Genomic DNA, 16,115 nt, shown 5'->3' with positions numbered 1-16,115 from the left:
TTCGCACAACCAGCACGGGAGTCGGAGATGAGACGCACGATTGGCTTCATGGCGGTCCTGTTCGCGTTCGGCGTGAGCGGGGCGGCGGCGCAGGACGAGAACATCAGCTTCTTCATCACCAGTTCGAATCCGGGGGGCGGTGCGGATCTCGGCGGTATCGAGGGCGCGGACGCGTACTGCGCGACGCTGGCCGAGGCGGCGGGGCTGCCCGACCGCACGTGGCGGGCTTACCTGAGCACGACGGGCGCGGGCGGCGTGAACGCGCGCGACCGGATCGGAGAGGGGCCGTGGTACAACCACGCGGGGACGATGATCGCCCGGGATGTCGAGCACCTGCACAGCAACGGCCCGAACCTCACGAAGGCCACGATCCTTACGGAGAATGGCGATGAGGTGAACGGCCGGGGCGACCAGCCGAACCAGCACGACATCCTCACCGGGTCGCTGATGAGCGGAACGGCGTCGGACGCGGACGGGGACACGACGTGCGGCAACTGGACGTCGAGCGCCGAGGGCAGCGCGCTTGTCGGGCACCACGACCGCACGGGTGGCGGACAGAACCCGACCTCGTGGAACGAGGCGCACGGGTCCCGGGGCTGCAGCCTCGAGGACCTGCGCGGGACGGGCGGCGACGGGCGTTTCTACTGCTTCGCGACGAACGGACCGGGCGGCGCGGGCGCGTTCGCGCTGCGCCAGCGGGCGAACTGAGCCGGCCGGACCGACACGTCTACGATGTCCTGATCGTCGGCGGGGGGCCGGCCGGCTGCGCCGCCGCGGCGTCGCTGGCGCGGCGCGGGCATGATGTCGCGTTGATCACGCGGCCGGCCCCGCCGGCGAAATGGCTCGCCGAGTCGATCCCTGGCTCGGCGCGGAAGCTCCTCGAACGCGTGGGAGCGCTGGACGCTCTGGACGCGGCGGGCCTCGTGCCGAACGAAGGCAACACCGTGTGGTGGGCCGGGATGCCCCGCCGTGAAGAACGGTTCGGAGAGCGCGAGCATGGATTCCATGCGGAGCGCGCGGCGCTCGAAGCCGTCTTCCGCGGAGTGGCCCGCGAGGCGGACGTGCGCCTCGTGACGGACGGACCGGTCATCGAGACGGCCGAGGAGCCCAATGGCTGGCGCGTGGCCACTTCGGCCGCGCGCTACCGGGGCCGCTGGGTGCTCGACGCCTCCGGACGGGCCGGGGTGCTCGCCCGGCGCGGGCTGCGCGCGCGCGAACGCGGGATCGCCACGCTCGCGCTCGTCGGCCGCTGGACCGCGGACCGCGGGCACGCTCCGCCGGACCCCGGCTGTACGCTCATCGAGAGCTACCACGACGGGTGGGCCTGGTCGGTGCCCACATCCCCGCGTACCCGCTGCGTCACGGCGATGGTCGACCCGCGCCGCACGCACCTGGCGCGCGAGAAGGGCCTCGGCGGCATGTGGCGCGCCGAACTCGCCAAGGCGGCGCGGCTCGGTCGGCGCCTCGAAGGAGGCCGGCTGGACGGGCCCGTGCGGGCATGTCCCGCGTCGCTCTACGGCGCGACCTCGCACGGCCGGCCGGGCCTGCTCCTCGTCGGCGACGCCGGCTCCTTCATCGACCCCCTCTCCTCGTACGGCGTCAAGAAGGCGCTCGCCTCCGCCTGGCTCGCCGCGATCGTGACGCATACGGGGCTCGAGGACGACGCCATGGCCCGACCCGCCTGCGAGCTGTACGACGACCGGGAACGCGAGGTGTACCGCACCTACCGGGCGTTGTCCGTCCCCTTCTTCGAGCAGGCCGCCGCCGCGAACGACCACGCCTTCTGGGAGGTTCGCCTGGCCGCGGCCCGGGAAGCGGGCGCGGACATCCCGGGGCCCGCTTCGGCACCCGGAGCGCCCGCGGTGTCGGAACCCGGAGACCGCTCGCTTGCGGAACGCCGGGTCGACGCCTTCCTCGCGCGCCCCGAGGTGCGGACCGCGTGGGAGACGATCCGCTCGCTGCCGGCCGTGCGTCTCCGCCCGGCGTCGGGGCTCTCGAGCGTGCCCCGCCCCGCCGTCGTCGACGACCGGATCGCCCTCGAGACCCACCTCATCTCCGATCGACTCCCGGACGGCGCGCGCTACGTACGCAACGTCGACCTCCGCCGGCTCGTGGAGGTCGCGCCGGACTCTGATCAGGTTCCCGACCTGTTCGAGACGTACAACCGGCGAGGGACGGCGGTGCCGCTCCCGGACTTTCTGGCCGCTCTCTCCTTCGCCGTGGGCGCCGGCTTCCTCCAGCTGGCCGACCCGTGACGGGCGGGCGGGCGGCCCCAAGGCGTGGAGAATGCCCCGTTCGGGGTGGCGCGGCCGCACCGATTGGCGCACAATTCACCGGTTCGAAACGGAGGCTGGATGAGACGCGAAGCGACTACGCGACGGGCACTTGACCGACGGCCGGCGGCCGGAATGGCCGTCGGTGCGCTGGTTTTCCTCGGCGCAGGCGCGCTGCCTCCGGTCGCGGGCATGCCCGCGACCTCGCCCGTCGACCTCGCTTCGGCTCAGCTCCCCGGCACCGCGGGAGTCCCGGCGCAGGCCGACGACGAGGGCTATCCGATCGAGCACGAGATCATCATCCGTCGCTGTCAGCGCTGTCACGAACGCGATGACGAAGGGCGGATGACGCGGATCTCCTACGAGCGGAAGACACCGGAGGGGTGGCAGACATCGGTCCGCCGGATGGTGGCGCTCAACGATGTCTCCCTCGGCCCCGACGAGGCGCGCGAGGTCGTGCGCTACCTCTCCAACCGGCAGGGTCTCGCTCCGGGGGAACTCGAGCCCGGCCGCTTCGAGGTCGAGCGCCGCCTCATCGAACACGTCTACGAGGCAGACCGCGACGTCGAGAACACCTGCATCCAGTGCCACAGCATGGGCCGCGTCATCACCCAGCGGCGCACGCGCGAGGAGTGGGAACTTCTCATGGCGACGCACCGCGGCCTCTACCCGCTCGTCGACTTCCAGGGCTTCCAGGACGGCGGCGACGGACCTCAGCCGGTGGACGAGGCGATCGACCACCTCTCGGAGGCCTTTCCCCTCGAGACGCCCGAATGGTCCGCCTGGTCGGCGTCCATGCGCACGCCGCGCCTCGCCGGCACCTGGGCGCTGGCGGGCTTCGAGCCGGGGAAGGGACAGATCTTCGGCACGGTGGAGATCTCCGCCGGCGACGGACCCGATGAGTTCCGCTCCCGCGCGACGTACACATACGCGGAGTCGGGGCAGGAGGCGAGTCGCAGCGGACAGGCGATCGTCTATACGGGCTATCAGTGGCGGGGCCGGTCGAATCCCGGCGGTGCGGACGAGTTGCGGGAAGTCATGACGGTGGACCGCGGATGGCAGGAGATGACCGGCCGCTGGTTCACGGGCGCGTACGATGAGTTCGGCCCCGACGTGACGCTAACCCGCGCGGGCGGCGGCCCCGTCGTATCGGGTGTGCACCCGCGCGCGATCCGCACCGGCGCTTCGTCCGCCGAACTCCGGGTCCACGGTCTGAACCTCCCGGCGAATCCCGACGCGATGGACTTCGATTTCGGGCCGGGTGTCCGGGTCGAGTCCGCGACGGGCGGAGATGGGAGCCAGGTCACGCTTCGCCTCTCGGTCGATGACGATGCGGCGGTCGGCGGGCGCGACCTCTTCGTGGGCGGCGTGAGCCTGGCCGGCGCGATTCAGGTCCACGACGGCGTGGACCGCCTCCAGGTGACGCCGCGCGCCGGCATGGCGCGGATCGGCGGCGGGGCCTTCCCGAAGGGCTATCAGCCGTACGACGCGATCGGGTGGGACGACGGCCCCGACGGCGAGCCGAATACGGACGACGACATCCGGCTCGGGCGCGTGCCCGTGACCTGGAGCATGGAGGAGTACACGGCCACCTTTGACGACGACGACATCCAGTACGTGGGCGCGCTGGGATCCGACGGCGTCTTCACTCCGGCCATCGACGGTCCGAACGAGAGCCGCAAGGGCAACCGGAACAACATCGGCGACGTGTGGGTCGTCGCGACCTACGCGGGTTCCGACGCGGCGGCGGACGGCGGCGGCGCCCTCCGCGCCCGCGCCCACCTCATCGTCACGGTGCCGCTCTATCTCAAGTTCGACCCGTGGCAGGGCGTTCCGGCAGGGAGGCTGGTGCCATGATCAAACCCGTCGGCCAACTGGCGCTGCGCGAGTTCCACGCCTTCGAGGCGGCGGGCGAGCGGTTTCTCTATCTCGTCCCCTCGGCCGGCATCTTCCGGATCGACGCGGCATCCTCCGCGATCCTCGATCTGCTCAGCTACGGTCCCCGCGCGCCGGGGGAAGTCGTGAACTCGCTCTCGGACCGGTACTCCGTCGACCGCGTACACGACGGGTTGCTGGAACTCCAGCAGATCCGCGCCATCGGGGAGGCGGGGGCTACCGGCGAACAGGTCGTGAACGATCTGCCGCCCGACGGCTTCCCGCTCACGACGATGGTCCTCAACGTCACGAACAAGTGCAATCTCGCGTGCACCTACTGCTACGAGTACGGCGAAGACAAAATCGTCGACACGACCTGCACGGACGACCCGAAGTTCATGGGGGACGAGACCGCGCGAGAGAGCGTGGAGTTTCTCCTCAAGGAGTCGGGACCGCTCGAAGTCGCGCACCTCACCTTCTTCGGAGGAGAGACGCTGCTCAACTTCCCCGTCCTCCAGGACACGGTGGCCTACGCCCGCCGCCGCGCCGAGGAGGAGGGGAAGCGGCTCGAGTTCAGCCTCACGACGAACGCGACGCTCCTCCGCCCCGACATCATCGAGTGGCTGGCGGACAACGAGATCGGCGTGACCGTCTCCATCGACGGCCCGAAGGAGATGCAGGACCGCATGCGGGTCTTCCACAGCGGCAAGGGCTCCTACGAGACCGTCAAGCCCCGGATCAAGGAGCTCCTCAAGCGTCACAAGTCCCGCCCGATCGGGGCGCGCGTGACGCTCACCCGGGAAAACCTCGACATCCACCGGATCTACGAGCACCTGACGGAGGAGATGGGGTTCTGGGAGGTGGGCTTCGCCCCGGTCACGACATCCTCCGGGCGTGACTACGAGATCGAGGACGAGGGATACGACCGCATGCTGCGCCAGTTCGGGGAGTTGGCGCGCGACTGGCTGGACCACGCGGTGGAGAACCGGCACCACGGCTTCTCGAACGTGAAGGACACGCTGGAGGAGATCCACAAGGGCGTGAGCAAGGCATATCCGTGCGGGGCCGGGCTCGGGCTGATGGGCGTGACGACGGGGGGCGACGTCTCGCTCTGCCACCGCTTCGCCTACTCGAACGACCACAGCTTCGGGACTGTCGCCGAGGGGATCGACCGGGAGCGGCAGAAGGATTTCCTCGAGGATCACCACATCAAGAACAAGACGGACTGCCATACGTGCTGGGCCCGGCCCATCTGCTCGGGCGGCTGCTATCACGAAGCGCACACGAGACACGGCGAGACGACCGCGCCCAACCTGCACTTCTGCAACTGGGTCCGGACGTGGACGCACACGTGTCTGGAGATCTACGGAGAGTTGTCGGAGCGGAACCCGGAGTACCTGGCCCGCTTCGACCATTGACGCGGCCGGGCGCGGGCCCGGCCGACCTTCGCATGCGAGGGGGGAAGACGTGAAACACTTGAAGCCGATCAACCAGAAGGCAGGCCGCATCGAGGCTCAGGTGGCCCGCGATGAGCTGGACGTCGTGGGGCTCGAGAGCCGGCCGGAGGGGCCTCACATCCCACTCGGGTGCTCGCTCGTCTTCTCGCCCGGCTGGGAGGTCGATTCGACCGGCGGCACGGCCGGGCTGTGCCAGCCGGTGGAGCGGGACCTGTTCGACTGCCACCTCGCCTGCTTCTGGCCGGCGCACGTGCCCGACCAGCTCAACCACTCGCCGGACTGGACGTCGCAGTGCGCGTCGGCGCAGAAGGACTGGCGGAAGCTGGACCTCGTCTTCCCGTGAGCCTCCCGCGGATGGTCCGGACGCGCGCGGCCGGTCTCGCCGCGGTCGCCGCCTTCGCCTGTGCCCTGAGCGGGGTCCGGGCGCTGGAGGCTCAGGGGAACGGCCGCAACGCCCACTGGTACATGGGCAACTACAGCAATGAAGTCCTCGTCTGGGATGAGGCCACCGAGGAAGTCGTGGACAGGATCCCGGTCAAGCGTCCGATCTCCCTTCGTCTCGACGTCTCCGAGGACCGGTCGCGGCTCTACGTGATGGATCCGTTCTTCGAGACGATCGAGATCATTGCGCTCCCCTCCAAGGAGTCCATCGGAGAGTTCACGCTGAGCGAAGGCGCGACGCGCACCTGGATCCGTTCCTTCCAGGTCCATCCCGACCAGGAATGGATGGCGATGTTCGTGCAGAGCCGCACGAAGCTCGCGGACCGGTACGAGATCGGCGAGCCGACCATCCTTCGTCTCGACCTCGGCACGTACGAGGTGACCGACACTATCCCCTGGCCCGGCGAGGAGCCGCGCCGGTTCGCCAACTTCCGGTTCTCCCCCGACGGCGACCTCCTGTACATGTTCGCGGACGACCTCGTCGCGCTCGACTCGGAGACCTTCGAGGAGGTCGACCGCTGGGATATCTCGGAGCCGCTGGAGCCGGGGCTGGGCGAGATGCGGCTGCCGTTCGGCGAGAGCCCGTACCAGGAGGATGGCGGCGTCTACACGGGCCTCTTCCGCATGACGGATCCGCTCCAGAACCGACGTCTCATGGGCATCGCGACCGTGGATCTGGCCGGGCAGGACGTGGAGTTCCACCCGATCGGCCCCGACGAGGGGGTGTCGTTCGTGCTCTCTCCGGACGGGACGAAGGGATACGGGCTCAAGTCCGAGATCGGGCACTACGAAATGTGGAAGTTCGATCTTCGGGACCGGCGGGTCGCCGGGCGCGTCACCTTCGCGGGGCGGCCGCGGATGGCGCTGATGCCGAGCGCCGACGGCACGAAGCTCTACATCTACAATGCCGGCAGCACGATCGACATCTACGACGAGGAGACGTTCGAGTTCCTGCGCACGGTGACGCTGGACGCGGACATGACGAGCGTCGTCGTGGTGCCCGATCCGGGCTGATCCCGGCCCGCGATCCGGTTTCGATCCGGCGTTCGAGTTCGTGAGGTCCGCGTGATCCGGGACCCGCACCTTCGCCGAGCCCTCGCCTACGTCCGACCGTACGCGGGGGCTTTGCTTCCCGTGGTCCTCCTTTCCACGACCGGGACCGCCCTCGGGCTCGCGCTTCCCTACCTGTCGAAGTCGATGATCGACGATGCGATCCTGGGGGGAGACTTCCCTCTCCTGCTCAGGATCGTCGGCCTCTTCATCGGAATCACCCTCCTCGGTTTCGGGGCGAACGTCGCGAGCGGGATGCGGTACACGCGGGTGTCGGCCGGCATCCTGTTCGACATGCGGCTGGCGCTCTACCGCCACCTGCAGAGGCTTTCGCCGCGGTTCTACGCGCGGACGCCGTTCGGGGACATCGTCTCGCGCATCAACAGCGACATCGGCGAGATCCAGCGGGTGACCGCGGACGCGGCGCTCGGGCTGTTCGGGAACGTGCTCTTCCTCGTCGGGACGGTGGGGATGCTCGTCTATCTCGATGCTCGGCTCTTCCTGGCGGGGCTCATCGCGCTGCCGCCGAGCCTCTGGGCGCTGGTGAGATACCGGAACCGGCTCGAGGGGCGCGTGACGCAACTGCGGGAGCGGAGCGCGGACATCGGGAGCTTCCTCATCGAGACGCTGCAGGGCGTGCGCACGGTGGTGGCGTCCAACGCCCAGGAGCGGGAGGCGGCGCGGTTCGGGCGCCACAACGACCGCTTCGTGCGGGCCCTGCTGTCGATGCGCCGGTACACGTACCTGGCGGGAGGCCTGCCGGGGGTCCTCCTGCAGACGGGGACGGCGGCCGTCTTCCTGTACGGGGGTTACCGGGTCATCACGGAGGCGACGACGCTGGGGACGTTCGTCGCGTTCATGGCCTACCAGATGCGGCTCCTCTTCCCCGTGCAGGCGCTGATGGGGCTGTACGCGAATCTGGCGAGCGCGCGGGCGTCGCTCGTCCGCGTCCATGAACTGTTTGACACGCCGCTGGAGGTCGTGGAGGCAGAGGGGGCGGAGCGGCTGGGGCGGGCTTCCGGGGCGCTGGTTCTGGAGGATGTGCGGCTCGGCTTCGGGCGGGGAGGCGAGGTGCTGGAAGGCGTGTCGCTGGAGGTGGCCGCCGGGCAGGTGGTCGCGCTCGTTGGGGCGAGCGGGAGCGGGAAGTCGACGGTCGCGGATCTGCTCTCGCGCCAGCTCGACCCGGACGGCGGGCGGGTGCTGCTCGACGGACGGGACCTGCGGGAGCTCGCGCTGGCCGACGTGCGCCGGAACGTCGCCGTGGTGGAGCAGGATCCGTTCATCTTCCACGCATCGATCGCCGAGAACGTGCGCTATGCCAAGCCCGACGCGACGGACCTGGAGGTCGCCGGGGCGCTCGCGGCGGCCGCGCTCGATGGGTTGATGGCATCGCTTCCGGAGGGGGCTGAGACGGTCGTCGGGGAGCGGGGCCGGCAGCTATCCGCCGGCGAGCGGCAGCGCGTGGCCGTGGCGCGGGCCTTCCTCGCGGATCCGGCCGTGCTCGTGTTCGACGAGGCGACGGGAGCGCTGGACCCGGCCTCGGAGGCGCAGGTGCTCGAGGGCTATGCGGCGCTGATGCGGGGGCGGACCACGGTGCTCATCACGCACCGTCCCGAGCTCGCGCGGCGGGCGGAGCGCGTGGTCGTGCTCCGCGACGGGCGGGTCGCGCAGGACGGGCGGCCGGCGGAGCTCGACAGTCGACCGGGTGCGTTCCGCGCCCTGTTCGCCGGGTGACGGCGCCCGCCGCGGGACCGCCCGTGGCGCCCTCCGTGCGGATGCGCGCGGCACCGCTTTGGAGCCGGACCGGCCGGGGCGTCTCGATCGCGGTCATCGACAGCGGGGCGCATCCGGGCCATCCGCACCTGGGGCTCCTGGCGGGCGGCATCGCGCTCACCCCCGACGGGCGCGAGCACGACGACCTGACCGACCGGCTGGGCCACGGGACCGCCGTGACCGCGGCCATCCAGGAGAAGGCGCCGGGCGCGCGGGTCCGTGTCGTCCGCGTCTTTCACGAGGAACTTGCGACGAGCGCCCGGACGCTGGCGAAGGCCATCGACTGGGCCGGGGAGCGCGGCTGCCAGCTGGCCAATCTGAGCCTCGGAACGCCCCGCCGGAGCCGCATCGAGATGCTGCAGCCCGCGGTCGAGCACGCCGCGCGAGCCGGAACGCTCGTCATCGCGGCCTATTCCCACGAGGGAGAGCGCTGGCTGCCGGGCAGCCTCCCCGGCGCGCTCGGCGTGTGCCTCGACTGGGACCTGCCGCGGCACCGCGTCCGCATCGGTCGCCGCGATGGGCGGCGCGTCCTGTATGCGTCGGGCTACCCGCGGCCCATTCCGGGCGTCCCGCCGACGCGCAACCTCAACGGCATCAGCTTCGCCGTGGCGAACGCGACCGGCATCGTCGCCCTCGCGCTCGAACTCTTCCCGGAAGCGCGTGGTCGGGCCGACGCCCTGGCCGCACTGGAGGGGCTGACCGCGGTCTGACGTTCCCGCGGGAGCGCCCGGTTGCGTCGTTGCCGGAGCGATCCGCGGAAGTAGCTTCAGGGGTGTGGGAAGCAAGCGGATACAGGAGGATGACGCGATGAAGCCCTTCGCACGTGTGATCGCAGTCGCAGCTCTGGCACTCGTCGCGGCGTGCAGTCCGGGGATGGACGTCCCGGAGGAGTCCGCAGCCGCCGAGGAAGGCGTCTTCGCCACCATCGCTCCGTTCCGGAGTCACGGCGCGGTCCACGACGCCGACAACGTCGAAGCCATGCGGCCGCGGATCATGGGCACGCACGGGGTGATCTCCTCCGGGCACTATCTCGCCACGCAGGCCGGTTACGACGTGCTGAGGGCGGGAGGAAACGCCTTCGATGCCGGGGTGACCGCGGGGATGGCGCTCAAGGCGCTCAAGATGGACTACGCGGGATGGACCGGGGTCGCGCCGCTCATCATCTACAGCGCGGCCGAGGATCGCGTGATCACCCGGGTCGGCGCGGGAACCTCACCCGCGCTCGCCACCCTCGACTACTTCCTCGAGCACGGCAAGTCGCCCATCAACAACGCGCTGATTCCCGCCGACGTGGACGTCTGGCTCGCCGCCCTCGACCGCTTCGGCACCCTCAGTTTCGGCGAGGCCGCGCAGCCGACGCTGCGCATCGCCGAGGAGGGCTATCACCTCTACAAGATGCAGAAATGGATGACCGAGGATCAGACGGAGGAGATCCTCGCCTTTCCGTATAATCGCGACTTCTGGTTCCCCAACGGGGTCGGCGAGCAGCGCCTGGGCGATCTCATGGTGAACGCCGACCTGGGGCGGCTCATCCGCTACATGATGGAGGCCGAGCAGCAGGCGCTGGCGGCGGGAAGAAGCCGTTCCGAAGGAATCCGCGCCGCCCGGGACGCCTTCTACCGCGGGGACCCCGCGCGCGATGTGGACCGCTTCTTCCGGGAGCACGACGGCATCGTCCGCTATGAGGACATGGCGGGATACGAGAGTCGGTGGGAGGAGCCGCTGGCGACCGGCTTCAACGGCTACGACGTGCACGCCGGCGACGGGTGGAGCCAGGGGCCACGCATCATCCTGATGCTCAACATGCTGGAGAACTACGACCTGCGCGCCCTGGGCTACAACACACCGGAGTACATCCACCTCGTCTCACAGGTGGTCAACCTCGCGATGGCGGACGCCCACAAGTACGTCGGGGATCCGGATTTCGCGCCCGCTCCGGAGGGATTGTACGGGAAGGCGTACGCGCGCGAGCGCATCGGGCTCATCGACGAGAATCGCGCGTTCCCGGACATGCCTCCGTGGGGCGATCCGGTACGGATGGCGGCGGTCGCGGAGGGCGCACCCGCGAGCTTCGTGGTACCGGAAGGTCAGCCCGTTGCCGCCGCGCCGGAGCATCGGGGGTCGGACGATGCCGACGCTGGAGCCCCCTCCTTCGACACCTCCTCTCTGAATGTGATGGACGGCGAGGGCAACGTGTTTTCTCTCACCGAGAGCGACGGCCACACCTTCACGCCCATGATCCCGGGATGGGGCTTCGGACTCGGCAACCGCATGGGCCAGTTCAACCTGGACCCCGACTTGGCCAACGTGATGGCGCCCGGCAAGCGCCCGCGGAACACGAACTCTCCCCTCCTGGTGGTGAAGGATGGTGAGCCGTTCATGGGGCTCTCGACCCCGGGCGGCGACCAGCAGATGCAGTGCCTCCTGCAGGTCTTTCTGAACGTCGTGGTGTGGGGCATGTCCCCCGAGCAGGCGTTGGACCAGCCCCGTTTCGGCAGCTACAACTTCCCGGCTACCGGGAGCGAGGTGAACCGGAATCCCGCCGTCCTCTACATGGAGGACCGGATCCCGGCGGAGACGGCCGAGGCGCTGCGCGCCATGGGCCACGATGTGCGCTCCTGGGGCCTGTGGAACTGGCGTGCCGGCGCTCCGACGGTGACATGGCGCGACCCGGAAACCGGGGTGATGACCGCGGCGGGAGACGTGAGGCGGGAGACTGCGTCGCTCGGATTCTGAAGCCGCGGCGGAAGGGCTCGTCGATCTCCATGTCGTTACGGATGCGCCCGATCCGCCTACAGCGGTGCGACTGCGGTGAATATGTCTCCCCCGCCAACCGCCCGGACCCCGTCGGTCAGCGGGAAGGTATCGTTTCCTACATGCACGACATCCAGCTGGTCAAGCCCGAGGTGGCGCATCGCGGCGTGCATGGAAGCCGTGGCGCGGGGCGCGTCGGTGCGCTTGAACTCGTAGCCGCGACGCCGCCGGCCGCGGACCACGAGAAGATCCAGTTCCGGGCCGCCGTGCACGGCCCAGAAGTAGCACTCTTCCGGGCGGGCGCCCAGGCGGCGCACGACCTGTTCGAGGGCGAATCCCTCCCAGCTCGCACCGACCTTGGGGTGGGCCGCGAGGTCGCGCGCCGTCGGGATATCGAGCAGCGCGTGCAGGAGACCGCTGTCGGCGATGTAGACCTTGGGCGACTTGACGACGCGCTTGCCGAGGTTCTCCCGCCACGGCCGCAACTGGCGCATGACGTAGGCCCCGGTCATGCGGTCAAGGTGGCGCCGGACCGTCGTGTGTGCGATGCCAAAGGCGCGCCCCAGTTCCGCCCCGTTCCAGATCTGCCCGTGATAGTGGGCGAGCATGGTCCAAAAATCGTGCAGGAGCCGCGGCGGCAGGGAAATGCCGAGGCTCGGCAGGTCGCGTTCCACGAACGTTCGGATGAAGTCGCGCCGCCACTCCGCGCTCGCCTCATTGTTGCGCGCCAGCCATGCCCTGGGGAATCCGCCCCGCAGCCACAGCCTGCGCCACCGCTCGGGTCCGACCTCGGCCAGATCGAGACCGCCGAGATCGTGAAACGAGATTCTGCCCGCCAAGGACTCCGACCCCTGGCGCAGCAACTCGGGCGAGGCGCTGCCCAGGACGAGAAAGCGCGCGGGTCTCGGCCGGCGGTCCGCAAGCACCCTCAGGACGGGGAAGAGGTCCGGCCTGCGTTGGATTTCGTCGATGATCACCAGGCCGCGCAGGGGTTCCAGGGCGAGCGTCGGCTCATCGAGTCTGGCGAGGTCGCGCGGATCTTCCAGGTCGAAGCTCGTGACCGGACGTTGCGTCTCGGCGAGGGTGCTCGCCAGCATGCCGGCGAGCGTCGTCTTGCCCACCTGGCGGGCGCCGAGCAAGGCGACGACCGGGTTGGCGTCCAGCTTCCGGACGAGTTCAGCGACGTGCGCGGGACGAGCGATCATCCATGAAATATGAACATTCAATGCTCATATTTCAAGACCTATGGTTCGTCTCCCTCCGCCGCCGGTGTGCCCGCACGAACGTCCCGCGCCCTGGCATCTACCGTGAGTCTCGCACGGGGCGCTGGAAGTCGACGATGTTCTCCCACTCCTGCGCGTCCGAGCGCGCGACCACCGCGACGACGGGCTCGGTGTCGCTGAGGTTGAACACCTCGTGGGGGACGCCGGGTTCGATGAAGATGAAGTCGCCCGCTTCGTTGTCGAGCGTCTTCTCCAGCCGAGGCCCGAACTCGTGGCGGACGCGCCCGGCGAGGATGTAGAGCATCACTTCGAAATCCACATGGATGTGTGCTTTCGCGACGCCGCCCGGCGGGATCATCGCCACGTTCATGGAGAGGGCGTTCGAGCCAACGTTCTCCGCCCACATCCCGGTCTTGTATTCGATCCCGTTCCAGGCCCGGTGCCTGCCGCCACCCCGCACCGTAATGATCCCTTCGTGGCGCTCGACCACGCCGCGTACGGTTCCATTCTCCGTCATCATCGTCTCCGTCCCGTGCGTCTCCGTCAGTTGCCGAAGCTGGCGGCGATCTCGGCCAGCCCCTGCTGGATCTCCTCCTCGGACTTCCACACGCCGCGCACCATGACGCCGGCGCGGTCCGCGACGTTCGCCACGTCGTCGAGGGGGTTCGTGTTCGTCAGAATGAGATCGGCCCGCCGGCCGGCGGCCACCGTCCCGAAGGTGTCGTAGCCCTGGAAGTAGTCCCCGACGTTCCGGGTGCCGCTGGCGAGAATCTCGTACGGCGACATCCCGGCGTCGGCCATCGCCGCGAGTTCGCGGTGGAGCGAGAAGCCGGGGACGCTGAACATCTGCGGTGAGTCCGTGCCCATGAGGATGCCCACGCCGGCCTCGTTCATCATGCCGAGGAGACGCGTCCGGTTACTCGCGTGGAGGCGCGCCTGCTCCACGTCCCAGTTGCCGCGCGCCTGGATCGCCTGGAGGCGGTCCTTCCAGCCCTGGACGCCCTGCGGAGGCCAGTAGCGCATCTCGGGATAGGCCGCGAGCGCCTCGGGGTCGCCGAAGCCGATGACGCCCACTTCCCAGAGGACCATCGTGGGCACGACCCACGCCCGGGCGCCGATCGTCAGCGCGAACAGTTCCTCCAGCTTCGCTGGGTCCATGGGGCCGCGGACGCCTCCCGCCTCCTCCAGGTAGCCGTCGAGGTGGTCGAAGGTCTCCTGTCCCATGAGGATGGCATGGCGGATCCCGACATCGGCCGGGACGTGGCCCCCGAAGCGAATGCCGGCCTGTGCGGCGGCGGCGGCAAGCGCGTCGTACTCCGGCACGGTGAGTCCCGGGTGGATCTTCAGGTGGTCCCACCCTTCCTCTTTCTGGATCCACACGCGTTCCGCCGCCTGCGACGGCGACGTGACCGAGTTGCCGTTGAAGCTCGGACCCGCGAGGTAGAGCGTCGGCCCCCAGATCTCGCCCGTGTTCGCCCTGGCCTTCAACTCCAGGTCGCCGGGCAGTCCGAGCATCCCCCGCACGGTCGTCACGCCGTTCGCGGCGTAGAGGAACATCACCTGTTCGCGGAAGGTGTCGGTCGGAAAGCCGCCCGGCGTGTGTCCGTGCATCTCCGACAGTCCCGGCATCAGGTACTTCCCGGCGCCGTCGATGCGACGAGCGCCGTCCGGCACGTCGACCTCGGCGGCCGGCCCGACCGCGACGATCCGGTCGCCGCGCACGACGACGGTGTGTCCCGTGAGGACCCGCTCGGAATCCATCGGAATCACGTTCACGCCGACGAAGGCGGTGGCGCCGGTCTGCGACGCTTGCTCGCCGGCCGCGGCGAAGGGAGCCGCGGCGTACGCGGCGAGGGCGAACCCCAGAGAAAGTTTGGCGAACCTCATTTGACCTCCTCGAACACGGTCGTGTTGAGAAAGCTAGCCGGGTGTGCCGGTCGCCGCGAAGCCCTCCCCGACGTCGTCGCCGGAAGTCCGGCGGTCGACCTCCCGGGCGAGTTCACGCACGGCCGGCGATGGTTCCACCGGGAACGGCGTGGGAGCCGACTCGAGTCCCCGAAGCTCCGCCGGTAGCGTTTCCAGCGAGGCTCGGACACGATCGCGGATCTCCTCCAGCGGGGGATCCGACCGCAGTCGTGCTCCGGCGCGCGCCACGGGCACAAGCATGGCCTCGCCGGACAATGCCTCGTCGTCGAGCCCCAGGACATCGCGCGCGAGTCGACCGCGTTCGCAGGTGCGAAAGACCTGTTTGCGACCCGGCCACGTCGCCTTCCCTTCCGAGCGCTTGCGGCGTGGCCGGCCAGCGTACTCCTGAAGTTTGTAGACGCTGTCGAGCGCCGGCTCGTCCGCGGAAACGGTGAGGGCGGCCCCGATGCCGAAGCCATCGATCGGGACGTCGGCCAGCCGGGCCACGCCGTGCTCGTCGAGCGAACCGCTCGCGAAGATCCGGACTCCGGGACAGCCTCCGTCATCCAGAATCCGGCGCACGCTGCGGGCGTGGGACGCGACGTCTCCGGAATCGAGCCGCACCGCCCCAATCTCGATGCCTTCGGCCAGGAGGTCGGCCGCGGTCTCCACGACTTTCGACGCGCCCGCCTCGGTGTCGTACGTGTCGATGAGCAGCACCGCGTTCTCGGGATGGGCGCGGGCGAAGCGAATGAAGGCCTCGGCTTCGCTGTCGTGCGCCTGGATAAACGAATGGGCCATGGTGCCGAAGGTCGGGATCCCCCAGCGCTGGCCCGCAAGTGCGGTCGCCGTGCCGTCGAAGCCGGCAAGATAGGCGGCCCGGGCGGCGAGTAGCCCCGCTTCCGAGCCGTGTGCCCGCCGCAGGCCGAAGTCCACCAGCCGGGCCGTCGGGGCCGCGAGCCGGAAGCGGACTGCCTTCGAGGCGATGAGGGAGGAGAAGTTGAGCAGCGAGATGAGTCGTGTCTCGACGAGTTGCGCCTGAGGGAGCGGCGCGGTCACGCGCAGCAGCGGTTCATCCGGGAAGAAGACGGTCCCCTCGGGCATGGCGTCCACATCCCCGGTGAAGCGCAGATCGGCGAGCCAGTCGACGAAGGCGGGGGGGAAGCCGGGCTGGCCGCCGAGCCACTCGAGTTCGTCGGGCTCGAAACGCAGGCCTTCCAGGTAGTCGAGAGCTTGAGCCAGGCCCGCAGCCAACAGGAAATTGCGATTCGGGGGGAGACGGCGGACGAAGAACTCGAACACGGCCGTCTCGCGCATCCCGTGTTCCCAGTACGCCTTGAGCATGGTGAGCTGGTAGAGGTCCG

13 protein-coding genes are annotated in these 16,115 nt (G+C 69.6%); 9 read left to right on the top strand and 4 right to left on the bottom strand.

The window, feature by feature from the left end:
* Positions 1-27: 27 nt before the first annotated feature.
* The 9 genes from RN729_RS08685 (at position 28) to RN729_RS08645 (ending at position 11,605) form a co-directional block, all read left to right on the top strand.
* Positions 28-708: a hypothetical protein gene (locus tag RN729_RS08685; RefSeq protein ID WP_310783736.1), complete on the top strand. Its 681-nt coding sequence runs from the start codon at positions 28-30 to the stop codon at positions 706-708.
* The gene (locus RN729_RS08680) at positions 597-2,255 is read left to right on the top strand and encodes an FAD-dependent oxidoreductase (protein WP_310783809.1); all 1,659 of its coding nucleotides are present in this window, start codon (positions 597-599) and stop codon (positions 2,253-2,255) included. Before RN729_RS08685 ends, RN729_RS08680 begins: the two co-directional genes overlap by 112 nt.
* 153 nt (positions 2,256-2,408) lie before the next feature.
* A complete protein-coding gene (gene peaA / locus RN729_RS08675) occupies positions 2,409-4,130 on the top strand; it encodes a quinohemoprotein amine dehydrogenase subunit alpha (protein ID WP_310783734.1) in 1,722 nt (573 codons plus the stop codon).
* Complete coding sequence (gene peaB / locus RN729_RS08670; protein WP_310783732.1) at positions 4,127-5,566, top strand: quinohemoprotein amine dehydrogenase maturation protein; 1,440 nt, start codon at positions 4,127-4,129, stop codon at positions 5,564-5,566. The genes peaA and peaB overlap by 4 nt, the downstream gene beginning before the upstream one ends.
* A 49-nt stretch (positions 5,567-5,615) precedes the next feature.
* The gene (qhpC, locus tag RN729_RS08665; protein WP_310783730.1) at positions 5,616-5,948 is read left to right on the top strand and encodes a quinohemoprotein amine dehydrogenase subunit gamma; all 333 of its coding nucleotides are present in this window, start codon (positions 5,616-5,618) and stop codon (positions 5,946-5,948) included.
* A complete protein-coding gene (locus RN729_RS08660) occupies positions 5,945-7,060 on the top strand; it encodes a hypothetical protein (RefSeq protein ID WP_310783729.1) in 1,116 nt (371 codons plus the stop codon). The genes qhpC and RN729_RS08660 overlap by 4 nt, the downstream gene beginning before the upstream one ends.
* 51 nt (positions 7,061-7,111) lie before the next feature.
* Entirely contained in the window at positions 7,112-8,830 is a 1,719-nt protein-coding gene (locus tag RN729_RS08655; RefSeq protein WP_310783727.1) for an ABC transporter ATP-binding protein, read from the top strand.
* Positions 8,827-9,579: a S8 family serine peptidase gene (locus RN729_RS08650; protein ID WP_310783725.1), complete on the top strand. Its 753-nt coding sequence runs from the start codon at positions 8,827-8,829 to the stop codon at positions 9,577-9,579. The genes RN729_RS08655 and RN729_RS08650 overlap by 4 nt, the downstream gene beginning before the upstream one ends.
* Before the next feature lie 97 nt (positions 9,580-9,676).
* Positions 9,677-11,605 (top strand): gamma-glutamyltransferase, encoded by a 1,929-nt coding sequence (locus tag RN729_RS08645; RefSeq protein WP_310783723.1) that lies wholly within the window; start codon positions 9,677-9,679, stop codon positions 11,603-11,605.
* 56 nt (positions 11,606-11,661) lie between these two features.
* Here the strand turns inward: RN729_RS08645 and RN729_RS08640 are convergent, their stop codons facing one another.
* From RN729_RS08640 to RN729_RS08625, 4 genes are all read right to left on the bottom strand, one after another.
* Positions 11,662-12,828 (bottom strand): ATP-binding protein, encoded by a 1,167-nt coding sequence (locus RN729_RS08640; protein ID WP_310783721.1) that lies wholly within the window; start codon positions 12,826-12,828, stop codon positions 11,662-11,664.
* Between the two features lie 97 nt (positions 12,829-12,925).
* On the bottom strand, positions 12,926-13,363 hold the full coding sequence (locus tag RN729_RS08635; protein WP_310783719.1) for a cupin domain-containing protein: 438 nt from the start codon (positions 13,361-13,363) through the stop codon (positions 12,926-12,928).
* A gap of 26 nt (positions 13,364-13,389) precedes the next feature.
* A complete protein-coding gene (locus RN729_RS08630) occupies positions 13,390-14,733 on the bottom strand; it encodes an amidohydrolase family protein (protein WP_310783717.1) in 1,344 nt (447 codons plus the stop codon).
* A gap of 33 nt (positions 14,734-14,766) precedes the next feature.
* Positions 14,767-16,115 (bottom strand): nicotinate phosphoribosyltransferase (locus RN729_RS08625; RefSeq protein ID WP_310783715.1); only part of this gene is annotated, 1,349 nt, incomplete at its 5' end.

Origin of the sequence: Candidatus Palauibacter polyketidifaciens, from assembly GCF_947581785.1 — a bacterium.
In the GTDB taxonomy this organism is placed as follows: domain Bacteria; phylum Gemmatimonadota; class Gemmatimonadetes; order Palauibacterales; family Palauibacteraceae; genus Palauibacter; species Palauibacter polyketidifaciens.
The sequence above is the reverse complement of the archived record's forward strand: the minus strand, read 5'-3'. Positions and strand labels throughout refer to the sequence as shown.

What these genes read in the sequence shown, in the direction of transcription:
- RN729_RS08685 (WP_310783736.1), top strand. Translation starts at nt 28, where the DNA reads ATGAGACGCACGATTGGCTTCATGGCGGTCCTGTTCGCGTTCGGCGTG.
- peaA (WP_310783734.1), top strand. Translation starts at nt 2,409, where the DNA reads ATGGCCGTCGGTGCGCTGGTTTTCCTCGGCGCAGGCGCGCTGCCTCCG.
- peaB (WP_310783732.1), top strand. Translation starts at nt 4,127, where the DNA reads ATGATCAAACCCGTCGGCCAACTGGCGCTGCGCGAGTTCCACGCCTTC.
- RN729_RS08645 (WP_310783723.1), top strand. Translation starts at nt 9,677, where the DNA reads ATGAAGCCCTTCGCACGTGTGATCGCAGTCGCAGCTCTGGCACTCGTC.
- RN729_RS08640 (WP_310783721.1), bottom strand. Translation starts at nt 12,828, where the DNA reads ATGATCGCTCGTCCCGCGCACGTCGCTGAACTCGTCCGGAAGCTGGAC.
- RN729_RS08635 (WP_310783719.1), bottom strand. Translation starts at nt 13,363, where the DNA reads ATGACGGAGAATGGAACCGTACGCGGCGTGGTCGAGCGCCACGAAGGG.
- RN729_RS08630 (WP_310783717.1), bottom strand. Translation starts at nt 14,733, where the DNA reads ATGAGGTTCGCCAAACTTTCTCTGGGGTTCGCCCTCGCCGCGTACGCC.